13 protein-coding genes are annotated in these 13,650 nt (G+C 44.5%); 10 read left to right on the forward strand and 3 right to left on the reverse strand.

Annotated features, from left to right (window positions below):
- Positions 1–350: 350 nt before the first annotated feature.
- Positions 351–794: a universal stress protein gene (locus ACVBJC_RS19860; RefSeq protein ID WP_447162639.1), complete on the reverse strand. Its 444-nt coding sequence runs from the start codon at positions 792–794 to the stop codon at positions 351–353.
- Positions 795–1,333: 539 nt separating this feature from the next.
- Between ACVBJC_RS19860 and ACVBJC_RS19865 the strand changes: the two genes are divergently transcribed.
- Complete coding sequence (locus ACVBJC_RS19865) at positions 1,334–2,596, forward strand: dicarboxylate/amino acid:cation symporter (protein ID WP_447162640.1); 1,263 nt, start codon at positions 1,334–1,336, stop codon at positions 2,594–2,596.
- Positions 2,597–2,741: 145 nt separating this feature from the next.
- On the opposite strand, the gene ACVBJC_RS19870 is transcribed toward ACVBJC_RS19865, so the two are convergent.
- Both ACVBJC_RS19870 and ACVBJC_RS19875 read right to left on the reverse strand, forming a co-directional pair.
- A complete protein-coding gene (locus tag ACVBJC_RS19870; protein ID WP_447162641.1) occupies positions 2,742–3,536 on the reverse strand; it encodes a slipin family protein in 795 nt (264 codons plus the stop codon).
- A gap of 56 nt (positions 3,537–3,592) precedes the next feature.
- Positions 3,593–5,164 carry an NfeD family protein gene (locus ACVBJC_RS19875; protein WP_447162642.1) on the reverse strand — a complete coding sequence of 524 codons (1,572 nt, stop codon included), beginning with the start codon at positions 5,162–5,164 and terminating at the stop codon, positions 3,593–3,595.
- Positions 5,165–5,751: 587 nt separating this feature from the next.
- Here ACVBJC_RS19875 and ACVBJC_RS19880 point away from each other — a divergent pair.
- The 9 genes from ACVBJC_RS19880 to ACVBJC_RS19920 form a co-directional block, all read left to right on the forward strand.
- Positions 5,752–7,113: a Na(+)-translocating NADH-quinone reductase subunit A gene (locus ACVBJC_RS19880; RefSeq protein ID WP_447162643.1), complete on the forward strand. Its 1,362-nt coding sequence runs from the start codon at positions 5,752–5,754 to the stop codon at positions 7,111–7,113.
- A complete protein-coding gene (locus ACVBJC_RS19885) occupies positions 7,113–8,327 on the forward strand; it encodes an NADH:ubiquinone reductase (Na(+)-transporting) subunit B (RefSeq protein ID WP_447162644.1) in 1,215 nt (404 codons plus the stop codon). The genes ACVBJC_RS19880 and ACVBJC_RS19885 overlap by 1 nt, the downstream gene beginning before the upstream one ends.
- A complete protein-coding gene (locus ACVBJC_RS19890) occupies positions 8,317–8,475 on the forward strand; it encodes a hypothetical protein (protein WP_447162645.1) in 159 nt (52 codons plus the stop codon). The genes ACVBJC_RS19885 and ACVBJC_RS19890 overlap by 11 nt, the downstream gene beginning before the upstream one ends.
- Complete coding sequence (locus ACVBJC_RS19895) at positions 8,475–9,245, forward strand: Na(+)-translocating NADH-quinone reductase subunit C (RefSeq protein ID WP_447162646.1); 771 nt, start codon at positions 8,475–8,477, stop codon at positions 9,243–9,245. Before ACVBJC_RS19890 ends, ACVBJC_RS19895 begins: the two co-directional genes overlap by 1 nt.
- Positions 9,246–9,249: 4 nt before the next feature.
- A complete protein-coding gene (locus ACVBJC_RS19900; RefSeq protein ID WP_447162647.1) occupies positions 9,250–9,873 on the forward strand; it encodes an NADH:ubiquinone reductase (Na(+)-transporting) subunit D in 624 nt (207 codons plus the stop codon).
- Positions 9,874–9,882: 9 nt separating this feature from the next.
- The gene (gene nqrE / locus ACVBJC_RS19905) at positions 9,883–10,491 is read left to right on the forward strand and encodes an NADH:ubiquinone reductase (Na(+)-transporting) subunit E (protein ID WP_447162648.1); all 609 of its coding nucleotides are present in this window, start codon (positions 9,883–9,885) and stop codon (positions 10,489–10,491) included.
- A 57-nt stretch (positions 10,492–10,548) separates the two neighbouring features.
- Positions 10,549–11,766: an NADH:ubiquinone reductase (Na(+)-transporting) subunit F gene (gene nqrF / locus ACVBJC_RS19910; RefSeq protein WP_447162649.1), complete on the forward strand. Its 1,218-nt coding sequence runs from the start codon at positions 10,549–10,551 to the stop codon at positions 11,764–11,766.
- A gap of 239 nt (positions 11,767–12,005) precedes the next feature.
- A complete protein-coding gene (locus ACVBJC_RS19915; protein WP_447162650.1) occupies positions 12,006–12,308 on the forward strand; it encodes a hypothetical protein in 303 nt (100 codons plus the stop codon).
- 194 nt (positions 12,309–12,502) lie between these two features.
- Positions 12,503–13,650, forward strand: a 1,148-nt coding sequence (locus tag ACVBJC_RS19920; protein WP_447162651.1) for an aryl-sulfate sulfotransferase, incomplete at its 3' end; no start/stop codon positions are given.

The raw sequence follows: 13,650 nt of genomic DNA on the forward strand, positions 1-13,650 counted from the left end.
ACAATGGCTATTTTCTTCTAGAACGGACTACGTCCGGCTAGTGGAGAGGTTAGAGCGCTAGGCTTCTAGATAAGGCTGTTCGGTATGGCTTCTCGGTAAGGCTTATGTAGGTTGGGCTTTAGCCCATCGACGTTGTATCTGAATGAACGACAATTGACGGCATAAATACCGACCTACAATGGCCATTTACTTTTAGAAAAAGGCTTCGGGGGTAGCCCATTTTTCTGTGAGCGGAGCACTCATCTTTTGTTGGGCCGTCTTGGCTTTTCCTAGGACCGATGACCTATAACCTATAACCTATAACCTATAGTCTAGGGCCTTTAGCCTTTAACCTAGCACCTTCTTTTAAATTACTTAACGATAAGTACCGGACATGTAGCCTTATTGGCCAACTCCTCTGATACGTTAGGGTTGAGCATGTGCGATAAACCCGTATGGCCATGGCTGGCGATGACTATCATGCCAACATCGTTCTCTATACTGTCTTCGAGAATTTGCGCAAAGGTATCGCCACTCCTTATCGCTGTTTTAACCTCAAGGCTTGGCTCTAGTTCAGGTGCGACTTGAGAAACAAGTTCACTGAGTTTTTCATTGGAATAGGCGTTAAGCTGTGTCTCAAGATCTTTATTGCTCTCAACTACTATGCCGTAATTGTGCTCGCCATAGGGTTTACTCATCACGTGTAGTAAGCGGATATTAACGTGATATAAGTTTGCCATCTCAACGGCGTAGCCTAGGGCATGAGATGCTGTTTCTGAAAAGTCTGTTGGGCATAAAATCTGATGAGTACGCATAGTAAACCTCGGTGATAATCTCGGTGGCCATTTCGGAGACCATCTCGATAACAATCAGGCGTAAAAAGCCTGCTTTAATCGGCTAAATATCCCTTTAAAAATGGGATGTCAGTTGATTGACTACTTACTATTAATAATAGACAGAATTGAACCTGTTAGCCTAGAAAACACCACCCTATTAAACTGGCATCTTAAGCTGTTTTTATGAGCGGTTAATCGTCTAAGGCTGAAGGCGCTTACCTGACAAATGATTCATGCCTGCTACAGGGAAGTTGTTTATTTGTGTAAAGGTTACTTTATGGTGTTGGTGATGTTATTTTTATTTACACTCGTTTTCAATTATTGAGGTTTCTATTTTTTATTGCCACTTTAATTGAGGATTGTTTAACGTAAGTCGAGTATTTCTTATTAATTGGCGTAATCAATGATAACTCGTTAGTGAATCACATTAATTCCCCATTCTGGGTGCTATCGTGCTGCAAAGAATCAAAGTAGTACTGAATGCTACTTAATAAAAACAAGTCTTTGATGGAGCTAGGGTGTTGAACAAAAAGAAAAAGTTTTATAAAAACATTGGATTCCAAGTGGTTGTAGCCATGGTCCTAGGTGCGATCGTGGGTATGATGATGGGAGAAGATGCTTCTATCTTCGCTCCGCTAGGAACATTTTTCATCCATTTAATTAAAATGTTGGTGATCCCTTTAGTCGCGGTTTCGATTATTGCAGGCGCAGCAAGTTTAGGTGCGGGTCCGTCGGCGGGTAAAGTCGGTATTGGCACGATTAGTTTCTTCATGGCAACATCAGCCTTGGCGGTGAGCTTGGCACTTGTTATGGGCGAGTTTTTCCAGCCGGGTGTTGGTATGGATTTTTCGCAGCACAGTGCGGGTCTGGCAGCGGTAACGGCTGAGCAGGGGGCATTACCGGGTGTGGCTGATACCATTATCGGTATGATCCCAACTAACGTATTCGAGGCACTTACTGGCGGTAATATTCTGCAAATTTTGGTGTTCTGTATTTTCTTTGGTATCGCACTGACTAAAGTCAATCAAGAAGCGGCTAAGCCGATTACTTCTGCACTTAATACTATCGTTGAAGCCTTTATTTGGATGATTAACATCGTGATGTTGATTGCCCCAATTGGTGTATTTGGTTTAATGGCTGACTCAGTGGGTACTTTTGGCTTCCAGTCACTGACTGTTGTGTTGAACCTATTCCTAGTTTATGTCGCCGCTATCTTAATTTATGGCTTTATCTTCTTCCCGTTAATGGTGAAGTTCTTCTCTAATGTTCCTGTTGGCAAGTTCCTATCGGCCATGAAGAAGCCGCAAGCCTTGGCGATGTCTACTGCTTCATCGATGGCCGCGTTGCCAGTTAACATCGAAGTGTGTGAGAAAGAGCTTGGCGTATCTAAGTCTACGGCGGCATTTGTACTGCCTTTGGGCGCGACGATTAACATGAGTGGTAACGCAATTTACTACGGTCTAGTGGCGGTATTTTTTGCTCAGATGTTTAATGTCGAATTAGGTCTTGCTGCATATGTAGCGATTATCTTTACATCGACATTGGGCGCAATTGGTCAGGCTGGTGTACCGGGTCCATCATTCTTAGTGATAGCGGTATTAGTTGCAGCAGGTATTCCAATTGAAGGTCTACCACTATTGTTTGCTTTAGACCGTATATTTGACATGATAAGAACTACGCTAAACATTACTGGTGATGCGGTATGTGCGGTGGTTATTGATAAGTACAACCCTGAAGTTGAAACACAATCAGAGCCAGTGCAAGCGACGGTTAACAGCTAGTCGTAAATGATGAATTGCAATAGTGACGGTATTAGTCGCTCATTGAAAAACGCATAAAATAAAGCCCTTATCAGTTGATAAGGGCTTTTTGTTTTGTGTTGTCTTGTTCTGGAATGTGTTGACGATTTAACGTTTAGGATCAGTTTTAGTCTTTTTGGTTTTTATTACCTTTATTGTCTTTTTTATCGAGCACGCCGTTGAGCAGATCCATCGGCAGCGGGAACAGGATAGTCGAGTTTTTTTCACTGGCAATTTCGGTGAGCGTCTGTAAGTAACGCAAAAGAATCGCATTAGGTTGTGTTGATAATTTTTCTGCGGCTTCAACCAATTTTGCCGAGGCTTCCATCTCACCCGAGGCGTGGATCACCTTGGCTCGACGAGTACGCTCAGCTTCCGCTTGCTTGGCGATTGCTCGGATCATTGTTTCATTAAGATCGACATGCTTAATTTCGACATTTGATACTTTGATCCCCCAGCCGTCGGTTCGGTTATCGAGTATGGATTGAATATCCGTATTGAGCATATCTCTATTTGCCAGCATCTCATCGAGTTCATGTTGGCCTAACACCGAACGTAGGGTGGTTTGTGCCAGTTGCGACGTGGCCTGCAAAAAATCCTCAACGTTGATAATCGCTTTTTGAGCATCGATCACCCTAAAATAGATCACCGCATTGACTTGCACTGAGACATTATCGCGACTGATGACATCCTGAGTGGGAACATCCATTACAACAGTACGTAAGTCGACCCTCACCATTTGTTGAATGATAGGGATCACTATGATTAACCCTGGCCCTTTTACTTGATAAAAACGACCTAATAGGAAGATCACGCCGCGCTCATACTCCCTTAAAATTTTAAACATGCTGACGAGTATGGCGACAAAAAGGAATATTAATACGCCTAAAAAGACACTGCCATTAGCGAAGATAGGGCCCATATTCAACTCCTTAGCTATTTAGCACTTGTTGATTAGTACTTGTTAACTATGACTTGTTAATTAGAGATTGGAGGCAGTTCGACCTCCAGCGAAAGATCGTGACGCACGATGACAGTAACCTGTTGTGCTTTTTTAAGATTAGCGTGTGAACTTGCTGCCCAGACTTCACCTTGCAGCTGAACAAAGCCTTTATATTCAAGCTGACCATTGCCAACCGCGCTTGCATCAGGTGCGTTTATGTTGAATATACTTGGCGTAAAGTCATTAACCACTAGCGCAGTTTGGCCAACAATTTGGCCATCACCACTGACGATGGGGGATTTTCTGTTGCGCCAAAGTGTGCCTAACACCAACAGCGAGAGTAAAGTGACCGTTACCGAAACCGCCGCAATGAGTGGCAAGGAAAGGGCGTAGTGATCGGCCTCGGTATCGATTAGGAAGAGTGAGCCAACCGCAAAGGCGATGATGCCACCAATGCCAAACAAGCCAAAGCTTGGGGCAAATGACTCTATGGTGATAAGGGCTAACCCGAGTAATAACAGGCCTAATCCGGCGTAGCTAATGGGCAACATTTGAAAGGCATACATGGCAATCAGTAGACTAATGGCACCTGTGATCCCGGCAATTCCAATCCCTGGGCTGTAAAACTCCAGCAAAATACCGTAAATACCAATTAGCATCAGAATATAAGCGACGTTGGGGTTGGTGATAGTGGCGATGATTTGATTACGCCAATCAGGGCGCTGCTCGTGTAGTTCGGCATTATCTAACGCTAACGTGAGCTGTTGATTGTCTATCTCAACTTGCCAGCCATCGAGCTGTGCAACCAAAGTCTGGGCGTCAGGACTGATGATGTTGATGACATTCATGTCTAGGGCTTCGTTGGCAGTGAGCGTCGCGGCTTCTTTTACGGCGAGCTCGGCCCACTCTTGATTTCGGCCTCGAAGCTGCGCCAATGCGCGGATATAGGCTATTGAATCATTGAGGACTTTCTTTTCCATGGCGCTAGGGCTTGGTGTGCTGTTGTTCGTTTCCTCGCCGGACTTAGCGTCTGAGCCTGAGCTAGAGTTGGGATCAGAGCCTGAATCTTTATTGGGGCTAGGTGCCGGAGTCGATCCCGGTCCAATACTGACTGGTGTCGCCGCACCTAAAGTTGTGGCCTCTGCCATTGCGGCGACGTGGCAGGCATAAAGCATATAGGTACCAGCACTTGCCGCCCTTGCACCTGGCGGCGCGACCAAACATGCTACAGGTACTTTGGAGTTTAAAATACTTTGATTAATATCTCTTAGGCTAGAAACAAGGCCACCTGGGGTATCCATGACAATGACAACTAAATCAGCTTTGCGATCGGACGTCAGAGGCGGGCTACCGCCAGAGTTGGCAAGCTTAATTCCATGAGTTAAGTACTCACTTGTTGCTGGCCCTATCGGGCCTTCGAAGCGCAAAACTAATACTTGAGGTGTTAGGTTTGCGCTTTCTGCGGCTTCTGCTGTAGTAGGAGTGATAAGGGATGTGGTTGAGTCTTGTATGGGGCTTGCGTAGCAGAGACCGTAAAATAGCGATAACTGCAGTAGAGCTGCAATTAGTAGCAGTAAAAATAAATCGGCCAGTTTGTTTAAACTCAAGTTGACTGTCCATATTAAGCTTTACTATTAAGTTTAGTGTAGCAATGCCAAATTGGTGCTTAATTAGATCATTTATAGCGCAATTTTTTGCCTTTGCACTATGTCACATATGTCATCGCAAGGGGTTATATGCTGATGATTGTCAGTGAATCTGGGGGAGTACGGATTTGATGAGAATATATTGAGGTGCGCCAGTATTTTGAGCACTTTTGTCGCAGTGTGTTTTTTATTGTGTAATGTTACTAATTTTTGGTCGGTTAGCGATCGATACTAGTCTTTTTCATTTTAATATTTCGCACCCAAGTTTTCTTTCAAGTTGTTGTTTTTAAATTGAATTTATTTTTATTGTTGGTTGTATCCATGTTGTTGCTAGATTTGTGAGCTATTTTGTTTTTTTACGTATTAAAACAACATAAACACTTATTTCTAAAAATGTTTTTGAACCTGTGTCACGAAAAGCGCCTTCTTTGCGCTATTTTTTGTTGGTAACTTACAAGTTTGGCCGCAAAGTGTGAGCTCTAGCGCGGAATATTAGTTAACAAAGATTTACTATTGTGCATCCAAAATTTTAACGGTTGATTTTAGTGATGGCAGGTTACTCAAACCAAGTTATAACAGTCAAAAAGGGCTTAGATGTCCCGATAGCCGGTGAGCCTAAGCAAGTGATCCATGATGGTAAGCCATCATCGCATGTCGCTTTGCTTGGTGAAGAATACATAGGCTTGAAACCAACGATGTTGGTTGAAGTGGGGGACAGTGTTCAAAAAGGCCAAGCCCTTTTTGAAGATAAAAAAACCACTGGCGTCATTTATACCGCACCCGCCAGCGGTAAAGTCGTTGCGATTAACCGCGGCGAACGTCGACTTTTTCAATCAATCGTTATTGAATGCGATGGTAGCGAAGCTAAAACGTTCGCTCCATGTACCGATCTTAACTCGCTTAGCCGTGAAGAGGTTCAAGCTAAGCTAGTAGAAAGTGGCTTGTGGACAGCATTACGTACCCGCCCGTTTTCAAAAGTTCCTCAATTAGATAGCCGTCCTGCTGGCATTTTTGTAAGCGCAATGGATAGCAATCCATTGGCCGCTGAGCCTAGACTGGTTATCGCTGAACAAACAGAAGCCTTCGCTGCGGGTCTGCAGGTATTAAGTCATCTGACTGACGGCAAGGTACACCTATGCCAAGAGCAAGGTGAAGCATTGCCTGGTCATGATCTACCAAAGGTCAGCAACCATTATTTTGCCGGCGTTCATCCAGCAGGCATTGTAGGCACCCATATTCATTTCGTCTTACCTGCAAGCCTTGACCGTCCTGTATGGCACCTTGGTTATCAAGACGTTATTGTCTACGGTAAGTTATTCCTAACCGGTGAAATTTATACAGATCGTATTGTGGCGCTGGCTGGCCCTGATGTGATTAATCCACGCCTTATTCGTATGCAAGCGGGTGGACAGCTGTCTGAAGTCATTGCTGGCGAACTTAAAAACGGTTTGTCTCGAGTCGTATCTGGCTCAGTATTGTCGGGCCACACTGCAAAAGGGCCGCATGACTTCCTTGGTCGTTTCCATAACCAAATCAGTGTACTGCAAGAAGATGGTAAGCGTCAGGTTATGCCTTGGGTACGTGGCGGCTCTAAAAAGTTTTCAATTACCCGCGCGGTCACCTCGCGTTTAAAAGATGCAAAACAGCTGTTTGACTTTACCACTCACACAGGTGGATCTGCTCGCGCCATGATGGCATTTGGCCAGTTAGACCGCGTGATGCCACTGGATATCTTACCGACATTATTGGTCAGAGATCTGGTCGTGCGCGATACCGATGAGGCGCAGGCGCTGGGTGCATTAGAGCTCGATGAAGAAGATTTAGCATTATGTACATTTGTTTGCCCTGGCAAGTACGACTTTGGTAAAGAGCTTCGTGCTTGTTTAGAGATTATTGAGAGGGAAGGGTAATGAGTCAACAAGATAAAAAGCCTGATATCCAAGAAGATTACTACGCACCGGGTAACTCGGTTAAGGGTTACTTAAGCTCTTTACTGATTGCTCACGGTCGCAGTACTCAGGGCAAGGTGCATATTCGTGATGCCATTGATGTAAAACGTACCATGACGATTGTTGGCTTATGTTTACTACCTGCCATTTTGTTTGGTATGTACAACATAGGTTTGCAAGCGCAAATTGCGGTGGCGTCGGGTCTAGCGACTGCTGATGTTTGGCAGCTAGCGATTTTTAACTTTGTCTTTGGTGGCTTGAGTGAACAAACTGGTATTGCTGGCTTATTCGCTTATGGTTTGAGTTTTTATGCTCCTATCTATTTAACAGCATTAGCTGTGAGCCTATTTTGGGAGATGGTGTTTGCCAAAGTACGTGGTCAAGAGCTGCATGAAGGCTTCTTTGTTACCGCATTATTGTTCACCCTGATTTTACCTGTATCAACGCCGCTTTGGTTAGTGGCGATGGGTATTACTTTTGGCGTGATCATGGCCAAAGAAGTATTTGGTGGCATGGGCTACAACTTCTTAAACCCTGCACTTGCGGGCCTAGCCTTTATCTACTTTGCCTACCCATCACAAGTTACGGCGGTGAGCCAACTGGTTGCGGTTGACGGTTTCTCTGGCGCAACGACCTTAATGCAAACGGCTGCAGGCAAAATAAGCTTCGCCGATTACTCATGGTTTAATGCCTTTAGCGATCCGAACTGGTGGAATGCCTTCTTTGGCTTTACCGTTGGCGCAATTGGTGAAACGAGCACGCTAGCATTATTGATTGGTGGTGGTTTCCTTATCCTGACGCGTTTAGCTGATTGGCGTATTGTTGCCGGCGTACTGTTTGGCATGATCTTAACCGCCACGATGTTCAACTTGATTGGCTCAAGCAAAAACGAGCTATTTGCAATGCCGTGGACATGGCACTTGGTTACCGGTGGTTTTGCACTGGGTATGATGTTTATGGCCACTGATCCTGTAACGACCTCTTATACCCGTAAAGGTAAAGTGGCTTACGGTCTGCTTATCGGCTTTATGACTGTGCTTATTCGTGTGGTGAATCCAAAAATGCCTGAGGGCATTATGCTAGCCATCTTATTTGCCAACCTTTGGGCACCGATTTTCGATTACTTGGTGGCTAAAGCAAACATCAAGCGGAGGCTCAAGCGTCATGGTCTTTAAACGAAATACGATGCAACAAGGCGCGTCACCTGCTGCGGCGATGCCTATGATGTTAATTGCCAATATTTGGGAAGCGATATTTGAGTACATCATCTATCGGATGCCAAAGAGTGCGACTCGTAAAGTCAATACGGAGAATAAAGCGTAATGGCATTTAAGAAAGATTCTTTTGTGGGCACCATGATTTTCACCGTGACCCTCTGTTTACTGTGTTCATTTATGATCACCGGAACATCAGAACTGCTAAAAGAGCGCAAGTTAGTTAAGAAGCGCACTGAGCTGATGCGAAACGTATTGATTGCTGCAGATGTTGATATCAGTAGCGATACCGACGTGAAAGCGCTATTTGATAAAGACGTTAAGCCTTTATTGGTATCGCTCGATACGGGAGTAATCGATAGCGAGTCAAATGTAATGGACTTTGACGAGCGTATGGCGTCAATCAACCCCGAAACCTCAAGTAAGCCAAAGAAAGACACGGCTAAGATTAAAACCCGGGCTGACCAAGTTCGTGTATTTAAAGTGTTTGACACTAATGGCAAGCTAAGCAGCATAGTCGTACCGATTTACGGTAAAGGCTTATGGTCGATGATTTACGGTTATGTGGCGCTAAAACCTGATCTAAATACCATTGAAAATATCGTGGTTTATGAGCATGGCGAAACACCGGGTATTGGTGACTTCCTCAATGATCCTGAGTGGACTTCTAAGTGGCATAATAAGCAGATCTTTGACGAGAAAGGCAACGTGGCTTTTAAAGTTGTTAAAGGTGGAGCTAAGGACGGCGACGTTCACGGTGTCGATGCAGTCAGTGGTGCAACGATGACAGGCCGCGGACTACAGCGAGCGGTACAGTTCTGGTTTGGTAGCGAAGGTTTCGAAACCTTCTTCCAAAAACTAAAAGCGTCGGAGGTATAAAAGGATGAGTACTCAATCTATTTCGACTCGTGACATTTTAACGGGGCCTATTTTCAGTAATAACCCGGTTGCGATGCAGGTCTTGGGTGTTTGTTCAGCGCTAGCGGTCAGTAACTCAATGCAAACCGCATTGGTGATGACGCTCGCTGTAACCTTCGTACTAGTGTTCTCAAACTTGATTATTTCAAGCATACGTTCACTTATTCCAAATAGCGTGCGTATCATTGCGCAAATGACCGTGATTGCCTCATTGGTCATTGTGGTTGATATGGTGCTGCAAGACGTGGCTTATGAGCTATCGCGTCAGCTATCAGTATTTGTTGGTTTGATTATCACTAACTGTATCATCATGGGCCGTGCTGAAGCGTTTGCCATGAAAAATCCACCGCATTTGGCGGTTGTCGATGCCGTGGGTAATGCCATGGGTTATGGCGTGATCTTGCTTGGCGTTGCCTTTGTACGTGAACTGTTAGGTAGTGGCACCTTGTTTGGCCATGAGATCTTAAAAACCGTTGAGAATGGTGGTTGGTATCTTGCTAACGAAATGTTCAAGTTACCTCCAAGTGCATTCTTCCTTATTGGCCTGATGATCTGGTCAATTAACGTCATTCAACGTAAGCGAGGTTAAGAGGTCAATATGGAACATTATATTAATCTGTTTATTCAAGCCGCGTTTATCGACAACATGGCGCTATCGTTCTTCATGGGTATGTGTACCTTCTTGGCAGTATCAAAAAAGGTTTCGACCTCTTTTGGCCTAGGTATCGCGGTTATTGTAGTGATGACCTTGGCTGTACCGCTTAACCAGATCATCTACGCTAACGTGCTTGCTCCAGGTGCCCTCGCTTGGGCTGGCTATCCAGCACTGGATTTAAGCTACTTACAGCTGATCACCTTTATTGGTGTGATTGCCGCATTGGTGCAGATCCTGGAGATGTTTTTAGATAAATACATTCCTGCGCTTTATGACTCGTTAGGTATTTTCCTACCGTTATTGACCGTGAACTGTGCCATTTTTGCTGGCGTTATCTTTATGGCAAACCGTGATTACAACCTAGCGGAGTCTGCCGTATTTGCGATGGGCTCAGGTTTTGGTTGGGCGATGGCGATTGTGATGTTGGCAGGTCTACGAGAGCGTATGAAATTCCATGCGATCCCAGAAGGTTTACAGGGCATTGGTATTGTCTTTATTACAACAGGCTTGATGGCGTTAGGCTTTATGGCTTTCTCCGGTATTTCTATTTAAGGGCGTTAAACGCGTTATTCCCCTTAATGAAAACGAATTAAACAAAAGGTAGATTCGATGGAAATGGCAATTGGTATCGGTATGTTCACCTTTGTGGTGAGTATATTGGTTATGGTGATTTTATTCGCCAAGAGCAAACTGGTCTCCACTGGTGACGTCAACATTCGTATTAACGATGATCCAACTAAAAGCATTTCGACCCAGGCGGGTGACAAGCTTTTAGGTGCATTAGCCAGTAAAAATATTTTTATCCCGTCAGCTTGTGGTGGCGGTGGTACATGTGGTCAGTGTCGCGTTACCGTTAAGTCTGGTGGCGGAGAAATTTTAGCAACTGAGCGTGACCACATTAATAAGAAAGAAGCGAAAGAAGGCTGCCGTCTGGCTTGTCAGGTATCGGTGAAAACCGATATGGAGCTTGAAGTTGAAGAAGAGATCTTCGGCGTTAAAAAGTGGCAGTGTGAGGTTATTTCTAACAATAACCAAGCGACCTTTATTAAAGAGTTATTGCTTAAACTGCCTGAAGGCGAAGACGTACTGTTTAAAGCGGGTGGTTATATTCAGATTGAAGCGCCTGCTCACGAAGTTAAGTATGCGGATTTTGATATCCCTGCTGAGTACCGTGATGACTGGGAAAAGTACGACCTATTCAAACTGGTTTCAAAAGTTGATGAGGATGTACTGCGTGCCTACTCGATGGCCAATTATCCAGATGAGAAAGGTCGTATTATGCTGAACGTGCGTATTGCGACGCCGCCAAGTGACAATGTACCGCCAGGTAAAATGTCTTCGTACATTTTTAACCTAAAAGCGGGTGACAAAGTCACTATCTCTGGCCCATTTGGTGAGTTCTTTGTGAAAGAAACTGACGCTGAAATGGTGTTTATTGGTGGTGGTGCGGGTATGGCGCCAATGCGTTCACATATCTTTAATCAGCTTAAGGGTGTAAAAACCAAGCGTAAGATGAGTTTCTGGTACGGCGCACGTTCAACACGTGAAGTATTCTATCAAGAAGACTTTGATACGCTGGCTGCTGAAAATGACAACTTTGTTTGGCATGTGGCACTGTCTGATCCACTACCAGAAGATAACTGGACCGGTTACACAGGCTTTATTCATAACGTATTGTTTGAAAACTATCTACGCGATCATAAAGCACCTGAAGATTGTGAGTTCTACATGTGTGGACCTCCGATCATGAACTCTTCCGTTATCGCGATGCTTGAAAGCCTTGGTGTAGAGCCAGAGAACATCTTACTAGATGACTTTGGTGATTAGCCTTTAGCTTTGATTTAACAAAAAACGCAGCCTTTTGGCTGCGTTTTTATTTTTAGGCCTAAACCAGTACTTAAAGATTATTGACGCTATCTTAAGTTTAGTGCTAGCGATATAAACGATGTGAGGGCAAGTGGTGATATGCACTGAATCGAAAAGGAGGTAGACTTTTGTGCTCAACAGATCATGGCGGCAGACAAATTTACCGCCTAACTTTATGATTTCGGAGTCTATGCATAGCAATGCCTGAGTTATCGATTATCGCGCTTATTGCCATCGTTATCGCGATGAGTTATCTGTCTATCTACCCCAAAGTGGCGGGAAGTCATATCAATCGATTGTTTTGGTGTGACATTGGGGTTTCAGCATTTGTGCTACTGCTGGTAGGACTCAAATATTGGGGTTCAGGCCATGAATTTAGCTTGTTAATGTTTGATACAAATTGGTTTTGGTTCACCTTGATACTGTACCTGGCAATCGAGGTGCCTGCCGCAATGTGGTATGGAAAAAAGCACAATATTTCAATGAATAATCATGATAACTAAAGCGTGATTTCTATAAGCTACGACTGACAGCTTAATCGATTGAAAGTTTCTCTATTTATTTACTAATTTTGAAACCGTGATCCTGCCATCAAAGTCGAAATATACTCGCTATAGTGTTAATTAGCTGACATTTTTTATTGTATTTGCTGATTATAATCCGCCTCAGTTTCCGATTCGCTGAGTATGATCTTTAAATGTCTAAACCCTCTTTACTTCTGTCGGCGTTAGCCTTGTCTCTTAGTCTTTGTAGCACACAGGCTTTTGCTTCAATTGATGGCATGAAGCCCATTCCTGTTGAAGGGGCTCCTCTTGGTTATATCATTCATAATCCTTATGAAAATGCGCCTCTCACCGCCTTGGTGACATTGGCGGGTCACGCTATTTCAGCCGTAGAGGTGACGGTTCATGCTAACGATGAAGATGGTGTGAGTTTAACTTATCAAGTCGATGATATGCGCGTGATGGATGAAGGCGGTGTGCCGATTTTTGGTCTTTACCCTGCATTTATGAATCGCTTTACCGTTAAGTGGTTGGAGAATGGTGAGCGTAAATCTCATGAGTATCAGATGCTGACGCCGGATATTGATATGGGCTTTTCAGAAAGTCAGTGGGCTAAAGCGCCAATTGTTGAAGTTGAGCATGTGGACGCTGACTTTAAGGACCGATTGTACTTTGTTAATTGGAGTAATCCAGACGGTAAATCCTCGCCGCTGATGCATAACAATGTTGAGGCGCCCGGGGCCTTTTCGTGGGATGGCAAACCTGGCTTCTTTATCATAGATACCGCAGGTGATATCCGTTGGTATATGAACCCTTATACTACTCATGATGCGAAAACCTACGATAACGCAGGTTACGCCATGGGGATGAACGTCACTAAAGATGGCAATATGGTGTGGGTGCAGGGCCTGGGCTGGAAGAAAATGTCGATTATGGGGCGGATGATTTCAGAGCATAATCTGCCGGGTAATTTTATTGATGCCTCCCATGAGGGGATTGAAGGCGCGAACGGTAACGTGTTTATCCGTGCTGCCGCGAAAGATTATCGCACTAGCGACGGCCGCTTAGTCAATACTATTCGCGATCAAATCGTAGAAGTGGATAACACGGGCAAGCTGGTCGATTATTGGGACCTCAATACGATTTTAGATCCAATGCGAGACGCGGCGCTGTTGTCACTCGATGCGGGCGCGGTGTGTCTTAATATCAATATTAAAGATGCGGGTCACCAAACCACTGAAGAAGACTTAGCCAATGCGCCTTATGGCGATATTCACGGTGTGGCAACCGGTCGCAATTGGATCCACGTTAACTCTATCGAGTACGATCCAACCGATGACAG

Source organism: Shewanella sp. 0m-6, assembly GCF_052977325.1.